The sequence below is a fragment of the Mesorhizobium sp. LSJC280B00 genome, assembly GCF_000502835.1.
In the GTDB taxonomy this organism is placed as follows: domain Bacteria; phylum Pseudomonadota; class Alphaproteobacteria; order Rhizobiales; family Rhizobiaceae; genus Mesorhizobium.
In genome coordinates, this window is the sequence record NZ_AYVL01000014.1 from 1 (window position 1) to 14,243 (window position 14,243).

Sequence of the window (14,243 nt, forward strand, 5' to 3'; positions counted from 1 at the left end):
TCCGCACCAGGGAAATCCAAAAATGGCAAAGTCGAATTTCCGGCCGCTGCATGACCGCGTGGTCGTTCGCCGCGTCGAGTCCGAAGCGAAGACCGCCGGCGGGATCATCATCCCCGATACGGCTAAGGAAAAGCCGCAGGAAGGCGAGATCATCGCCATCGGTTCCGGCGCCCGTGACGAGGTCGGCAAGCTCGTCCCGCTGGACGTCAAGGCCGGCGACCGCATCCTGTTCGGCAAGTGGTCGGGCACCGAAGTCAAGCTCAATGGCGAAGACCTTCTGATCATGAAGGAATCCGACATCATGGGCATCATCGGCTGAATATCGGCCTCACCCTCGTTTAAATCTTCGGGCTCAATCCAAGCCCCTGCCAGGAGCTAAAAATGGCTGCCAAAGACGTAAAATTCTCCCGCGACGCTCGTGAGCGCATGCTGCGCGGCGTCAACATCCTCGCCGACGCGGTGAAGGTCACGCTCGGCCCCAAGGGCCGCAACGTCGTCATCGACAAGTCGTTCGGCGCACCGCGCATCACCAAGGACGGCGTCACCGTCGCCAAGGAAATCGAGCTTGAAGACAAGTTCGANGTTCAGACGTGTGCTCTTCCGATCTCGCAGTGAAGGTCACGCTCGGCCCCAAGGGCCGCAACGTCGTCATCGACAAGTCGTTCGGCGCACCGCGCATCACCAAGGACGGCGTCACCGTCGCCAAGGAAATCGAGCTTGAGGACAAGTTCGAAAACATGGGCGCGCAGATGGTCCGCGAAGTTGCTTCGAAGACCAACGACATCGCCGGCGACGGCACCACCACCGCGACCGTTCTGGCACAATCGATCGTCCAGGAAGGCCACAAGTCGGTTGCCGCCGGCATGAACCCGATGGACCTCAAGCGCGGCATCGACCTCGCCGTCGCCGACGTCGTCGCGACGCTGATCAAGAACGCCAAGAAGATCAAGACCTCGGAAGAGGTTGCCCAGGTCGGCACCATCGCCGGCAATGGCGACGTGTCGGTCGGCTCGATGATCGCGGAAGCGATGCAGAAGGTCGGCAATGAGGGCGTCATCACCGTCGAGGAAGCAAAGACCGCCGAGACCGAGCTTGAAGTCGTTGAAGGCATGCAGTTCGACCGCGGCTATCTTTCGCCCTACTTCGTCACCAACGCCGAGAAGATGGTTGCGGATCTGGAAGACGCCTACATTCTTCTCCACGAGAAGAAGCTCTCCAACCTGCAGGCCATGCTGCCGATCCTCGAGGCCGTCGTGCAGACCTCGAAGCCGCTGGTCATCATCTCGGAAGATGTCGAAGGCGAGGCCCTGGCCACGCTGGTCGTCAACAAGCTGCGTGGCGGCCTGAAGATCGCTGCCGTCAAGGCGCCGGGCTTCGGTGATCGCCGCAAGGCCATGCTGGAAGACATCGCCATCCTCACCGGTGGCCAGGTCATCTCGGAAGACCTCGGCATCAAGCTCGAGAACNGCCGTCAAGGCGCCGGGCTTCGGTGATCGCCGCAAGGCCATGCTGGAAGACATCGCCATCCTCACCGGTGGCCAGGTCATTTCCGAAGACCTCGGCATCAAGCTCGAGAATGTCGGCCTGAACATGCTCGGCCGCGCCAAGAAGGTGTCGATCTCCAAGGAGAACACCACCATCGTCGACGGCGCCGGCAAGAAGGCCGAAATCCAGGGCCGCGTCGCCCAGATCAAGCAGCAGATCGAGGAGACCACCTCGGACTACGACAAGGAGAAGCTGCAGGAACGTCTCGCCAAGCTGGCGGGCGGCGTTGCCGTCATCCGCGTCGGCGGTGCGACCGAAGTGGAAGTCAAGGAAAAGAAGGACCGCGTCGATGACGCTCTCAACGCGACCCGCGCGGCCGTCGAAGAAGGCATCGTTCCCGGCGGCGGCGTCGCACTGCTGCGCGCTTCGCTGAGCATCAAGGCAACCGGCGCCAACTCCGACCAGACCGCGGGCATCAGCATCGTGCGTCGCGCGCTGCAGGCTCCGGCCCGCCAGATCGCGGCCAACGCCGGTGCGGAAGCATCGATCGTTGCCGGCAAGATCCTTGAGAACAAGGGGGCAACCTTCGGCTACAACGCCCAGACCGGCGAATATGGCGACATGATCGCCATGGGTATCGTCGATCCGGTCAAGGTTGTGCGCACGGCTCTGCAGGACGCGGCCTCGGTCGCCGGCCTGCTGGTCACCACCGAAGCCATGATCGCGGAGGCTCCGAAGAAGGAGTCGGCTGGCGGCGGCATGCCTGGCGGCATGGGCGGCGGCGGCATGGGCGGCATGGGTGGCATGGATTTCTAATCCAGCCAATCTCGCAAGCTTACGGAAAGGGCGGCAGCGATGCCGCCCTTTTTGTTTGCTTCATAGCGGGCTGCCCCGGCTCAAGCGGCGATATCAATGCACCGCGGCAGCGGCACTCTTGGCCGGCAATGCCCCCTCAATCAGCGCCGCGACCTCATCGGCTACCGCCAGCACCGGGGCGCGGTCGTGGGTGGCGCGTGCGATCACCATCAGCCCTTCCAGCGATGATTCGACCAGCAATGCGAGCGCGTACGCGCGGCGCTCGGGCACCCCTGCCCTGACGAAGGCCGCCCTGAGCAAGCCTATCCACTGCTCGAAGGCGGACCGGCACAATTCGGCCAGTTCCGGCACGTCTGTCGGCGAGTCCAACACCACGGGCGCGATCGGGCAACCGAGCGTGAACCGATTGTCCTCCAACATGCGGGCGACCGACTGGTAAATGTGGTGGACAGCCACCGCCGGATCCTTTTCGGCAGCGAGTGCGGCGTCCAGCCTCTGCGTCACATCGGCGACGCTGTCGCGCGTCACCTCGATGACCAGCTGGTCCTTGCCGCCCGGAAAGTGAAAGTAGAGCGAACCTCTCGGTGCGCCTGAGGCGCTCAAAATATCGTTGAGCGACGTGCCGTGGTAGCCGCGCTGCCTCAGCAGCAGCCCGGTCGTCTCGAGTATGCGGGTGCGGGTGTCGTTCGCCATGTCAACCTCTGTCAGGAGTGAGCATTATAGGCCTTGCCTCGAATATGACAATCGGTCTACATAATATGTAGATCAGTCTACATATGCGAGGGGCAAATGCGCAGTTATCGTCTTGAAGGAACCTGCGGGACCAAGTGCCTGGTGATGCGCGACGAGGCGCAGCCGACGCCGAAGCCGCACGAGATCGTCGTGCGTGTCCGCGCCACCGCGCTCAACCGCCGCGATACGATGATCCTCAACGGCACCTACCCGCTGGCGCCGCGCCAAGGCGTTATCCCGCTGAGCGACGGCGCCGGCGAAGTCGTTGCCGTCGGCGAGGCCGTCACCCGCTTTGCCGTCGGCGACCGCGTCACCGGCAGTTATTTTGCGCGCTGGATCGATGGCCGCATCAATACCGGTCTGATCGACCAGCTTGGCTGCACGCTGGACGGGATGCTGGCCGAATACGCCGTGCTCGACGAGCAATGGGCGGTGCGGCTTCCCGATCATCTCGACTGGCATCAAGCGGCGACACTAACCTGCGCCGGCCTGACCGCCTGGAATGCCGTGACGGCGGCCGAAATGCCGAAGCCCGGCCAATGGGTTCTTGTCATCGGTTCAGGTGGCGTCGCGCTATTTGCGCTGCAATTCGCCAAGCTGCTCGGCTGCCGTGTCGTGGCAGTCAGCTCGCGCAACGAGAAGCTGGACCGGCTGCAGGCGCTGGGCGCCGACCTCGTCGTCTCGACCGCCGACATGCCGGAATGGGGTGCTGCGGTGCGCGAGCAGACCGGCGGCATCGACCTCGTCGTCGAGACCGGCGGCCCGCCGACCTTCGCGCAATCGATGATCGCCTGCGCGCTTTACGGGCGCATCGTGCTTCTCACCATACAGGATGCGAAAGGCGGGACGGTGCAGATCCCCGGCCCGGTCTACCAGCGCAGCCTCGCCACCATCAGCCGCCTGTTCGTCGGCAATCGCACCAATCTCGAAGCCATGCTGCGCGCCATCTCGGTGCATCGGCTTAGGCCTGTCATCGACAAGGTGTTCGCCTTCGACGAGGCCAACGACGCCTACCGCTATTTCCAGCAAGGCGACGTCTTCGGGAAAGTGGTCGTCGACAGCGCCTGACTGGTCCGCCCCAAAATCTGATCGACCCCTCAAATCAAAGGAGAGACACAATGACCATTCGTGAAGCAGAGGCCCAATGGCAGGGATCGTTGAAGGAAGGTTCGGGCCGGCTGAAGCTCGGCAGCGGCGTCTTCGAAGGCGCCTACTCGTTCCCGTCGCGTTTCGAGAACGGTCCCGGCACCAATCCCGAGGAATTGATTGCGGCGGCGCATACCGGCTGCTTCTCGATGGCGCTGAGCGCCGTCCTCGGCCGCGAAGGTTACACTCCCGCGCGCATCCACNATCGCGAAAGCGCATCTCGGCGCCACCGCGGCCGGACCGACGCTGACCCGTATCGAGCTGGAGACCGAGGCAAGCGTCGCCGGGCTGGCGGCGGGGGAGTTCGAGCGGCTGGCGCAGACGGCCAAGGAGAGCTGCCTCGTGTCGCGGGCGCTGGCCGGCGTCGCAGTGATCACGCTCAAGGCCCGCCTCATCGAAACCGCTACCGATCACTGAAGGGAAGGAATATCCAATGACACAGGAACTCGTCATCGACATCGCCGCAGCCAAACGCTCCGCCGAAACGGCCGAGATCATGCGGCGCTACAACGACGTCTTCCAGCGCCACGACCCGTCGGCGCTCGACGATCTGGTGGCGGAAGATTGCGTGATCGAGAACACCACGCCGGCCCCGGACGGCGCCCGCCGCATCGGCAAGGGCGCCTGCGTCGAACTGTGGTCGGCGATCGCGACCGGACCCGGCACGCGCTTCGACATCGAAGAAACTTTCGTCGCCGGCGACCGGGCGACGATCCGCTGGCGCTACTGCATGGCCGACGGCAATTCGCTGCGCGGCGTCAACCTGATGCGCGTGGCGGACGGGCAGATCGTCGAGGCCATGGGCTATGTGAAGGGATAGATTTGTGCTGCCCGCGACCTTCCTGTCTACCGGTCCGCCAGCGCCAGTTTGGCGCCGAGCATGACAAAGGCTCCGGCGAAGGTACGGCGCATCCAGGTCAGCACCTTTGGCCGCGACACGACATGGCTGCGGATCGATGCAGCAAAAATGCCATAGCCGACAAAGACCACGAAGGTGAGCAGCATGAAGATGCTGCTGAGCTCCAGCATCTTCGACAGCGCATGCGGTTCGGTGGTGCTGACGAATTGCGGCAGGAAGGCAAAGAAGAAGATCGACAGCTTCGGATTGAGGATGTTGATGAGGATGCCCGAAGTGATCACTTTGCCGGCCGAGCGCGGCGCGACATTTTCTTCGACGCTCAGGCCGCCCTTCTCCTTCAGCGTGTTCCAGGCCATGTAGAGAAGATAGGCGACGCCGAGATATTTCAGCGTCTCGAAGGCGACGGCACTGGTATGCAGCAGTGCCGCGAGGCCGGTGATGGCGGCCGCCATGTGCGGAATGATGCCGAGCGTGCAGCCGAAAGCGGCAATGATGCTGGCGCGCGCACCACGCGAAAGCCCGGCGCTCAGCGTATAGAGAACGCCGGTACCGGGCGAAGCCACGACAATCAGCGACGTCAACAGAAATTCGATGCTCACGGATGGTCTCCCGGTGCTGGCCCTGCCGCCGGCAGCGTAATCAGCGAAACGTGCGGGCACAAGTCAGCCTGAGAGCCTATGCGCATTCAGATCATGCTGTTGGCGTGCAGCTTGCTATCGGCTATAGGCTGCCGAACTTCCCAGTGTTCGACCAGCTTGCTGTCCTTCAGCCTGAAAATGTCGACAATGGCTAGGCCCTCCTCCTCCGGTTCGCGTTTTGCGTGCATGTGCGCGATGACGAAATCCCCTTCGGCAAAAATCCGCTTCACCTCTCCCTTCACGAGGGGAAATGACTGTTTGAGCTGCTGCAGATAGGCTTTGAAGCCTTCCGCACCATCCGCAATGTTCGGATTGTGTTGGATGTAGCGTTCGCCAAAATGCATCGAAGCAGCTTCGATGTTGCCTTGGTTTACTGCTTTGTCGATGAAGTCCAGGACGATCGCCTTGTTGGTGTCGAGCAAATTATGGGTCTTGGCTGGAACTGGATTTGATGGTTCGTCACGCATGTTTTTGCTCCTTCCCGTGCCTGCTTCTGCCTGTTGTGGACAGGAGCGTCCGCAGGCCGATCTTGCCAACATAATCAGCCACGCTTGTGAGATGGTCGATACGCTATTCGCCTGGATTCTTATCCAATCGTCTAATATCGTCGTCCTATTCATCGTTGGAGGATGGTTCTCATGGACGCCTTGTCCGAAGTTCTTGCTTCGCTGAGATTTGGCAGCGCCATGATCGGCAGCGCGACCCTGCATCGGCCATGGGGTATTTCGGTGGATCCGACAAGGAATGCCGCCATCCACGTCATACAGAACGGCGAATGCTGGCTGCGGTTAGCCGGTGAAAGGGAGCCGATCCGCTTAGGCGAGGGAGATGTCATCCTTGTCGCGAGCGGTATCGGGCATGCCCTTTGCAATCCGGCGGATGCACCGACGGCATCGATATCCGCCGTCCTTTCCGCAAATCGGAGCGGACTGGAACCGAAAAGCGAGAGCGGCGCGACAACTCTTCTTTGTGCGAGATATTCACTCGACGGCGTCGGGCCATATCCGATGGTTTCGCTGCTTCCTCCGCTGATTCATTTGACCCGGAATCAGATCGACACCAGCGAGCCGCTGCGGCTTGCCCTGGAACTTCTGCAGGTCGAAGCGAAAGGCGATCTCGGCGGCCACGACATTGTCGCCCCACGCCTTCTCGACAGCACGTTGATCTTCTTGTTGCGCGCCTGGATCGAACATCAGCCACTCGGAACAGGGGGATGGTTTGGCGCCTTGCGCGACAAAGGCATTGCGCAGGCTTTGCGCCTGATCCACGAGCGGCCGGGCAATCCCTGGACCATCGCTTCCCTTGCCAGCGGCGCAGCACAGTCCCGGGCCACCTTCGCGCGTCGCTTCGCTCAACTGGTAGGACAGCCGCCGCTGTCCTATGTGACCCGGTGGCGGATGAACCTTGCCGCCAAGGCTCTGCGGGAAACGAACCAGAACATTGGCGAGATCGGGCGCGCCGTCGGATATGAATCGGTGCCGTCGTTCTCGCAGGCATTCAAACGATTGACCGGACGATCGCCCGGCCTCTACCGCAGCGACTTTCGCCCATCTGATTGACGAAATTCAAACTGAGACGCCAGCCCGAGGGCCGTCATTACAGCGTCGGCAGACCGTGAGCCCGACGCGCGATCAGGCAGTCGTCATCGCCCGGCATGCAGGCGCGGCAGACGTCGGGGCGGATGTCGTAGATGCCGCATGCGGTCGACTTGCCGACCTCGCCGCACAGTGCCGAACAGCGCGCGCCGTCGCAGCGCATACCGGCTTCGTCGGCAGCCACGTATTTTTGCGGGATAAGGTCGAGCTGCGCGTCATCCTCGGTGGAGAAGCGCGGCCATCTGGACGAGTAGGCGCAGCAGGCGCCACAGGTCTGGCAATCGAAGGCAATCGGACCGGCGCCCTCTTGTGGCGACGAAAACTCCTCTGCGACCGCCAGGGCAAGCAGCCTTGGCGCAGATTTCCGGTCGGCATTTTGCTGCAAGGGCGCTATTTCTTCTTGGGCTTGCGCGGCGGTGCTTCCGCCGGCGACCTGAACAGATCGGTGCCCGCTTCGGCGGCTTCGCCGGTTTTTGGCGCGGCGGCCGGCTTGACCGGCTTCACGGCGGCAGCAGGCGCTGCCGGCTGGCCCTTGGCGGAAAACTTGATTGCCATATCAATCCTCGTCAGAGAAACGCGATGATGGCGCATTCGGATTGCGAAGGCGGCCGATGAGCGCCGAAACGGCCGTGATGTTCATTTCTTCGGGCGACCAGTTCCTGGCTTCCTCAATGTGCCGAGGCGCCAGCTCGCGATGCGTGCTGCCGCTGTAGGCGGCATCCTGAAAGGTCACGCGCTCGCGGGTCTTGGCGTTTTCCCGGACGTATTCGATCAGATAGTTGGGGCATTCGGCACGACCGCGCACGCCGAGCCGAACCTGGGCATCGCCGTGGACACGCCTGCAGCGCTCGAGCTTTTCGAGCACGCGCCGGACATATTCGACCGGCTTGTCTAGTTCGCCCACGACATCGGCGATGGTCGAATCTGTGGCGATCGCCTTTTGAGGCACGCGTTTGGTGGCCATCAGCGTTTGCCTGCGCGTTTCGGCGAGGCCGCGAGCGCAACCGCCGCCGCCATGTCGTCGGCTTCCTTCTCCAGGCGCAATTCGCGCAGCCGCGCGGTCTTGGCTTCGCGGGCCTGGCTGACGGCATCCCGTTCGGAATTGATGCGGTCGAGCGACATCGACTGGGTCCGCGTCTTGCTGAAAATGGATTCGGCCTGGTCGCGGGGTTTTTTTGAAGTTGCGGTCAAGGTCTTTCTCCCGGTTCGGAGCACGCCGCCGAAAAGTGGCGAGACTGGTCTTTCGGCCAGGATCCCGCACAAAGCAATACGGCAGCCGGTTTCAAATTGCTGGAACGTCCTTAGCACGTCCGGGCCGTCGAGCAGCGCTCTTTCGGCGGTCGAAGCGCAAAAATGAAAAAGGCCAGGCACCGCCTGACCTTCCATAAGAGCGCCTGCGCATCCCGAGAGACGCGCAAAGAACGTTCTTCTCATGCGCATGAGCGGGGACTTAACATCCCCGCGATCATGCGCTGGAATTTGCCATTCACCGGTGCCAGTACATCCGTGGTCACCGGCGAGGCTGAATTCCGTTTTAGGCCGCCTTCAACTGGTCGGCGGACATCTTGCCCGACTTGTTGTCGCGGACCATCTCGTAGCCAAGCTTCTGGCCCTCGACGATGTCGCGCATTCCGGCGCGCTCGACGGCTGAGATGTGGACAAAAACGTCGGCAGAACCGTCGTCAGGCTGAATAAAACCAAAACCTTTGGTGGCGTTGAACCATTTAACTGTGCCTGTGCTCATAACGAACCCTTTCCATGGCAAATATTCGTTCGCCGTCATGCGGATGCACAACAACGTTTGTCTCGATTTTGATGGGGGAAGTTCGCCAAAGGCGCGCCTAAGCACGCGGATAACAAAAGTCGGTCAAACAAATATCGACAAAATTCTTATAGACTTCTTTGCGCGTTGTGTCAATTTTTTTGATTTGTCGGTGGTGTCTCAGCTTGAAATTTGACGCCTCTCTTGTCGCGTTGCGATGCTCTGTCCTATACGCTCGCCGTATGAGTGAGCAGCCAGACGAAACGAACGACCTTGTGAATTCGCTCCTGCGACAGGCGGCGGAAGCGCGGGTAACTGCGGCAACTGCTATGATCCGCGCTCTGACAATGGGTGACCCGGAAATATGGGAACCAACGCCTGAGAAGATCGCCGAATATAAAGCGGAGCTAGCTGAGGCAGAAGCCGAGTTGGCAGACTTGAACAATGCCGACCGGACCTAAAGGCCAGAAGCGCCCGGCCGACGTGATCGGCAATGCAGTCCGCATCAACTTCATTCACATTTATAACACGCGGAAGACGTCGCCAGCCATGGCGGCAGTCCGAGGCGCTCCGGTCAATGGCCGATCTTTGCGAGAAGATGGACGCCGTTGCGCCGAAGCCGGGTCGCGCGGGCCCATACAAGAAGAACACCGGCGAAGTCTAGGGGCAGGATGCTGACTTGGACCACTCTTAATTCACTGGGGGAAAACGATCTCCTCTACCGTGGCGCGGTGTTCCGCTTCCGCGCTCGAACTCCAGTAGAGGAAATCCGAGAGTACATGCTGTTTGAAACGTCTGAGGCATCAGGTCTGGGTCTTGTACGGTGCAGCGGCTATGACGCAGGTCACGTGCTCGTCTACCTGCCAGAAGAAGCGAAGGCAGAAGGGGCGACGGCAATATCGCCCAAGTGGCTCGCCTCGCATTGGCTCGAATGGATCGGTCATTCTATTCCAAGCCAAGTTTGGGTATCCAAAGAGGCGCAAGAGTCGCCGGAGCGGCTGCCAGACGAGTGATGCCCTTTGACGTGTCGGGCAGCCTTCCGCCCAATCCTGAAAATTCAAACTGAGACACTACCGATTTGTCGCACTCGCAGAGGGCGCCGCGACTGCCTGTGCAGGCACATCGGCAGCGAAAGCCGGGCGAGCCGCAAAAAACCACTTAGCCGGGAACCATTTTGGCACCGCGGGCATTCTTTCGGTGTCGAAAGCCGTTCTTGAAAGAGCGATCTTGAGAGAGGCGGACGACAAACAGGACGCCCCCCGCGCAGATAAAAGGCACGAGGGGCGTTCCTGTGTGATGCGAGCATTCGCGCCGCCTGCCCCTCACAGCATGCCGCGGCTGAGCCCACCATCCACCGGCAAAGCCACGCCGGTGATATAGGCGGCGTCGTCGCTGGCCAGGAATGCGGCAACCGCGCCGAATTCGGCGGGGGTCCCGTAGCGCTTTGCCGGGATTTCGGCCTGACTCTCGGCGGCGATCACAGCAGCGTCCACACCCCTGTCGGCGGCGTCCATCGCGTCGAACTGCTTCGTCCGGTCCGTCGCAAAACGGCCAGGCAGCAACAGGTTGACGGTGACGCCGTCCGCCGCCACTTCGCCGGCCAGGGTCTTGGCCCAGCCGGCAAGCGACGCGCGCAACGCATTCGAAGCGGTGAGGCCGGGGATCGGCTCGCGGACGGACGTGGAGGAAACGGCGATGATGCGCCCCCAGCGCCGCGACCGCATGCCTGGCAGGAAAGAAATGGCGATACGCATCTGGCTCAGCACCATGCTGGTGAACTGCTTCTCCCAGACGCTCGCATCGAAGACGCTGGCCGCGAAGGGCGGCGGGCCGCCGCCATTGAGCAGGACGATGTCGATCCGCTGATGCTCGTCCTCGATGGCACGGATCAGCCGGGAGACGCTGTCGTTATCGGAAAGATCGGCGCTGAAGGTCGAGCAGACGGGGCCGGCGGACTCGATCGCGCGCCGCGCCGCATCCAGGGTCTCCTCCCCTCGTCCGACCAGGATGATCTCGGCGCCTTTCGCCGCGAGCACTTCGGCGACGCCGAAACCGAGGCCCTTGCCTCCTCCGAGAACCAGCGCCTTCCGCCCCTCAAGATTTGTACTTATCAAGCCAAGCCCCCTCTGGTTTCACTGCGCACTCCCGGATAAGCCCTGAGTGCATGCTTTGGGCGTGCATCAGCGGACATGCACAATGGCGTCGGCTTCGACCGGAACATTGGCCGGCAAGCCGGCCATGCCGAGCGAGCAGCGGGCATGCTCGCCACGCTCGCCAAAAACATGGAGCAGAAATTCGGATGCTCCGTTGCCGACCTCCGAATAGGCCGCAAAGCCGGCCGCCGCGTTCACATAGACGGTCAGCTTGGCGAATTTCACGACGCGGTCGAGATTGCCGTCCAATTCCTTGTCCAGCCAATAGACGATGTTGGCCGCGCAGAGCCGGGCGGCGTTCCGCGCCGCGGCCAGATCGATCTCTGCGCCGACCTGGCCGATCGCGGCGATCTCCTGCCCGATCTCGGGGATCTGACCGGAGACATAGACGATGTCGGCGACCCGAACCGTCGGCGAGAACGGCAAAGCGGGCCGCTCGAGTGACGGCCAGGCGACACCGAGCTCCTCAAATCTTCTTCTGTAGGACAAGGTGGCTGCTCCTGTTTTCGTTGGACGAGCGGACCTTGAATTCAGATCGGGCTTTCAGGTAGCCTGATAGTGCTGACACAGCTATCAGGACTTCTTATGACTGGAGATATCGACGTCAGGCTGCTGCGCGCCTTCGTCACCGTGGCCGATACGGGAACGGTGAGCCGGGCGGCCGATCGGCTTGCCCGCACCCAGGCGGCGGTGAGCATGCAGCTTCAGCGCCTCGAGGGTGAAGTCGGCGCCGAGCTGCTGCGCCGTTCGCCGCGCGGCGTGACGCTGACCGAGGCCGGCGAGATCCTGCTCGCCTTCGCCCGCAAGGCCATCGCGATCGGCGACGATGCCAGGCGCGAGATAGAAGGCCGCAGGCTGGTCGGCCGTGTCCGGCTCGGCATCGTCGAGGATTTGGCGGTAACGCGGCTGCCGTTGATCATCGCCGACTTCCGCCGCCGGCATCCTTCCGTGGAGATCGAGCTGACGTCGGCCAGCAGCAGCGATCTCAGCAAGTCTTTGGGCGAAGGAAGATGCGACATCGTCATGGCCGATCCGGCGCGCTTCACAAAGGCGCCGCGAGGCCATCTGTCACGACAGCTGGTCTGGGCGGCAAGCCGCATGATCGAGATCGATGACGAGGTTGAGCTTCCGCTGATCATCTTCGAAGGCGCCTGCTCCTGGCAGGACAGGATGCTGGCCTCGCTCGCCGAGGCCGGGATCGGCTGGAAGATCGGCTGCCGCGTGTCGACCTTCGCGACACTGATCTCGGCGCTGAGGGCCGGGCTTGGCATCGGCCTTCTGCTGCAGGAAGGACTGCCGCCCGACTGCCAAAGCCTCAACGGACGCTTCAACCTGCCGCCGGCGCCGATGGCGGATTTCGGCGTCTACCTCGCGAGGGACCCGTCGCGGCTGGTCGAGGAGTGTGGCGATTTCCTGCGGGCGGGATTTGAGGCGTAGCGAAAATATCTGACGCCGTTCACCGTTCCTGGTCGGTCGGGCGGATGACGATCTCGTTGACGTTGACGTGTGCCGGCTGGCCCACGGCGTAGAGAATGGCCGCGGCGATGTCCTCGGCGGTCAGCGCCTCCATGGCGGCGAGCCGCTGGTCGAGCCCGGCCTTCGCCGCCGGGTTGGTGACATGGTCGCCGAGTTCGGTGCGCACAAGGCCAGGCTCGATGACGGTGACGCGAACCTTGTCGGCGTAGACTTCGCGGCGCAGCGATTCGGAAAAGCCGACGACGCCGAACTTGGTTGCGGCATAGCCGCTGGCGCCGGGATTGGCGACGCGTCCGGCGATCGACGAGACATTGACGATGTGACCCTTGGCGGCCCTGAGATGCGGCAGCGCCGCCTTGGTGACGCCCATCAGCGCCAGCAGGTTGAGCTCGACCATGCGGCGCCAGTCGTCGAGTTCGGCATCGGCGGCCGGCGACAGAAGCATGACACCTGCATTGTTGACGAGGATGTCGAGGCGGCCCCATTCGGCGACAACCTTGTCGACCATGGCGGTGACATCGTCGTTGCTGGTGACGTCAGCCTCGATGCGGAGCGCAGCGCCGCCGGCCTCTTCGATACGCGCGGCCAGCGCTTCGAGACGATCGGCGCGGCGTGCGGCAATCGCCACCTTGGCCCCGGCGGCTGCGAGTGCCACAGCCGTTGCCTCGCCGATGCCCGAGGAGGCGCCGGTGACGAGTGCGACCTTGCCGGCCAGTGCGGAAGAAACAGATGTCATTGTGAAGTCTCCAAGGCCCCAGCCCGATCTTCAGATAGGCCGCGGGCCGCGAAGTGGAAGACCAGTTTGCCGGTTGCTCGGCTCTATTCGTCTGGGCCGGGCTCCGGCCAAGGCTCTTTCGCCGCCTCGGCATACCAGTGGCGCATCGCCGGCATCGAAAGCACGGCGTCGACATAGGCGCGGGTATCGGTTGCCAGCGTGCCGCCATAGGTGTCGAAGCGGGTGACGACCGGCGCATACATGGCGTCGGCCGCGGTGAAATGGCCAAACAGGAACGGGCCGCCTTTGCCGTATTTTTCGCGGCATTCGCGCCATAGCCCTTCGATGCGCGCCCGTTGTGCCTCACCTTCGGCGTCGAGCGGCTTGTAGCCTTTTGGCCGGCGCAAATTCATCGGCCAGCCATAGCGGACCTGGCGAAAGCCGGAATGCATCTCTGTCGCCGCCGAGCGGGCCAGCGCGCGGGCGCCGATGTCGGCCGGCCAAAGCTCTTTCCCGGGAAACAGCTCGGCGAGATATTCAAGGATGGCAAGGGTTTCCCAGACGATCCGGACCTCGCCATTCGGCAGCCGATGGTTCAGCACCGGCACCTGGCCGGTCGGCGATATCCTGGCCAGATTGGCCGCGGTCTCGGGCGTGCGCAGGCGCACAAGACCTTCCTCGAACGGGATCTCCAGATACTTCATCGCCAGCCACGGCCGCAGTGACCACGACGAAAAACACTTGTTGCCGAGGAAGAGCGTGAATTCAGCCATTGTCCCTCCGGCCCTGTCTGTTCGGGCGTTCTGGTGCACCCTATCCTGTCGGCTTCGCGGCCGGAAGCTATCCCAATCGACGGGCAGAACCCG

General features: G+C 62.6%; 19 protein-coding genes and 2 pseudogenes. 9 read left to right on the top strand and 12 right to left on the bottom strand.

Features of this window, described 5'->3' with window-relative positions; genetic code table 11:
• Positions 1-22 precede the first annotated feature (22 nt).
• The 3 genes and pseudogenes from groES to groEL all read left to right on the top strand — a co-directional run.
• Positions 23-319 (top strand): co-chaperone GroES, encoded by a 297-nt coding sequence (gene groES, locus X773_RS58265; protein ID WP_023677597.1) that lies wholly within the window; start codon positions 23-25, stop codon positions 317-319.
• A 62-nt stretch (positions 320-381) separates the two neighbouring features.
• Positions 382-579, top strand: a pseudogene (locus tag X773_RS0138130) (TCP-1/cpn60 chaperonin family protein); the annotation flags it as partial.
• An 888-nt stretch (positions 580-1,467) separates the two neighbouring features.
• Positions 1,468-2,301: pseudogene (groEL, locus tag X773_RS79050) on the top strand (chaperonin GroEL); the annotation flags it as partial.
• A gap of 93 nt (positions 2,302-2,394) precedes the next feature.
• Here groEL and X773_RS58270 read toward each other — a convergent pair.
• Positions 2,395-2,994 (bottom strand): TetR/AcrR family transcriptional regulator, encoded by a 600-nt coding sequence (locus X773_RS58270; RefSeq protein ID WP_023677598.1) that lies wholly within the window; start codon positions 2,992-2,994, stop codon positions 2,395-2,397.
• A gap of 96 nt (positions 2,995-3,090) precedes the next feature.
• Between X773_RS58270 and X773_RS58275 the strand changes: the two genes are divergently transcribed.
• The 3 genes from X773_RS58275 to X773_RS58285 all read left to right on the top strand — a co-directional run bounded on the left by X773_RS58275 (position 3,091) and on the right by X773_RS58285 (position 4,999).
• Positions 3,091-4,101 (top strand): NAD(P)-dependent alcohol dehydrogenase, encoded by a 1,011-nt coding sequence (locus X773_RS58275; protein ID WP_023677599.1) that lies wholly within the window; start codon positions 3,091-3,093, stop codon positions 4,099-4,101.
• A 50-nt stretch (positions 4,102-4,151) separates the two neighbouring features.
• Positions 4,152-4,616, top strand: a complete 465-nt coding sequence (locus tag X773_RS74610; protein ID WP_245274733.1) for an OsmC family peroxiredoxin — start codon at positions 4,152-4,154, stop codon at positions 4,614-4,616.
• Positions 4,613-4,999, top strand: coding sequence for a nuclear transport factor 2 family protein (locus X773_RS58285; protein ID WP_023677601.1), 387 nt, complete (start codon positions 4,613-4,615; stop codon positions 4,997-4,999). Before X773_RS74610 ends, X773_RS58285 begins: the two co-directional genes overlap by 4 nt.
• A gap of 26 nt (positions 5,000-5,025) precedes the next feature.
• Here the strand turns inward: X773_RS58285 and X773_RS58290 are convergent, their stop codons facing one another.
• Together X773_RS58290 and X773_RS58295 are read right to left on the bottom strand one after the other, a co-directional pair.
• Positions 5,026-5,637: a LysE family translocator gene (locus tag X773_RS58290; RefSeq protein WP_023677602.1), complete on the bottom strand. Its 612-nt coding sequence runs from the start codon at positions 5,635-5,637 to the stop codon at positions 5,026-5,028.
• Between the two features lie 86 nt (positions 5,638-5,723).
• Complete coding sequence (locus tag X773_RS58295) at positions 5,724-6,143, bottom strand: nuclear transport factor 2 family protein (protein ID WP_051406154.1); 420 nt, start codon at positions 6,141-6,143, stop codon at positions 5,724-5,726.
• A gap of 171 nt (positions 6,144-6,314) precedes the next feature.
• On the opposite strand from X773_RS58295, the gene X773_RS58300 reads away from it, so the two are divergent.
• Positions 6,315-7,235 carry an AraC family transcriptional regulator gene (locus X773_RS58300; protein WP_023677604.1) on the top strand — a complete coding sequence of 307 codons (921 nt, stop codon included), beginning with the start codon at positions 6,315-6,317 and terminating at the stop codon, positions 7,233-7,235.
• A gap of 37 nt (positions 7,236-7,272) precedes the next feature.
• Here the strand turns inward: X773_RS58300 and X773_RS0138145 are convergent, their stop codons facing one another.
• The 5 genes from X773_RS0138145 to X773_RS58315 all read right to left on the bottom strand — a co-directional run bounded on the left by X773_RS0138145 (position 7,273) and on the right by X773_RS58315 (position 9,015).
• The gene (locus X773_RS0138145) at positions 7,273-7,611 is read right to left on the bottom strand and encodes a YkgJ family cysteine cluster protein (protein WP_051406159.1); all 339 of its coding nucleotides are present in this window, start codon (positions 7,609-7,611) and stop codon (positions 7,273-7,275) included.
• Positions 7,612-7,661: 50 nt separating this feature from the next.
• The gene (locus X773_RS77375) at positions 7,662-7,826 is read right to left on the bottom strand and encodes a hypothetical protein (RefSeq protein ID WP_023677606.1); all 165 of its coding nucleotides are present in this window, start codon (positions 7,824-7,826) and stop codon (positions 7,662-7,664) included.
• A gap of 1 nt (position 7,827) precedes the next feature.
• Positions 7,828-8,235: a hypothetical protein gene (locus X773_RS58305; protein ID WP_023677607.1), complete on the bottom strand. Its 408-nt coding sequence runs from the start codon at positions 8,233-8,235 to the stop codon at positions 7,828-7,830.
• Entirely contained in the window at positions 8,235-8,462 is a 228-nt protein-coding gene (locus tag X773_RS58310) for a hypothetical protein (RefSeq protein WP_023677608.1), read from the bottom strand. Before X773_RS58310 ends, X773_RS58305 begins: the two co-directional genes overlap by 1 nt.
• Positions 8,463-8,805: 343 nt before the next feature.
• Positions 8,806-9,015 (bottom strand): cold-shock protein, encoded by a 210-nt coding sequence (locus X773_RS58315; protein WP_010915421.1) that lies wholly within the window; start codon positions 9,013-9,015, stop codon positions 8,806-8,808.
• 689 nt (positions 9,016-9,704) lie between these two features.
• Here X773_RS58315 and imm45 point away from each other — a divergent pair.
• The gene (gene imm45, locus X773_RS76440; protein ID WP_156937365.1) at positions 9,705-10,046 is read left to right on the top strand and encodes an Imm45 family immunity protein; all 342 of its coding nucleotides are present in this window, start codon (positions 9,705-9,707) and stop codon (positions 10,044-10,046) included.
• 309 nt (positions 10,047-10,355) lie between these two features.
• Here imm45 and X773_RS58325 read toward each other — a convergent pair whose 3' ends face one another.
• Both X773_RS58325 and X773_RS58330 read right to left on the bottom strand, forming a co-directional pair.
• The gene (locus tag X773_RS58325; RefSeq protein WP_280952103.1) at positions 10,356-11,147 is read right to left on the bottom strand and encodes an SDR family oxidoreductase; all 792 of its coding nucleotides are present in this window, start codon (positions 11,145-11,147) and stop codon (positions 10,356-10,358) included.
• Positions 11,148-11,213: 66 nt separating this feature from the next.
• Positions 11,214-11,675, bottom strand: a complete 462-nt coding sequence (locus X773_RS58330; protein ID WP_023677611.1) for a RidA family protein — start codon at positions 11,673-11,675, stop codon at positions 11,214-11,216.
• A 96-nt stretch (positions 11,676-11,771) separates the two neighbouring features.
• On the opposite strand from X773_RS58330, the gene X773_RS58335 reads away from it, so the two are divergent.
• Positions 11,772-12,623, top strand: a complete 852-nt coding sequence (locus tag X773_RS58335; RefSeq protein WP_023677612.1) for a LysR family transcriptional regulator — start codon at positions 11,772-11,774, stop codon at positions 12,621-12,623.
• A gap of 19 nt (positions 12,624-12,642) precedes the next feature.
• Here the strand turns inward: X773_RS58335 and X773_RS58340 are convergent, their stop codons facing one another.
• Together X773_RS58340 and X773_RS58345 are read right to left on the bottom strand one after the other, a co-directional pair.
• Positions 12,643-13,398 carry an SDR family NAD(P)-dependent oxidoreductase gene (locus X773_RS58340; protein ID WP_023677613.1) on the bottom strand — a complete coding sequence of 252 codons (756 nt, stop codon included), beginning with the start codon at positions 13,396-13,398 and terminating at the stop codon, positions 12,643-12,645.
• A gap of 83 nt (positions 13,399-13,481) precedes the next feature.
• Positions 13,482-14,150: a glutathione S-transferase family protein gene (locus X773_RS58345; RefSeq protein ID WP_023677614.1), complete on the bottom strand. Its 669-nt coding sequence runs from the start codon at positions 14,148-14,150 to the stop codon at positions 13,482-13,484.
• Between the last annotated feature and the right edge of the window lie 93 nt (positions 14,151-14,243).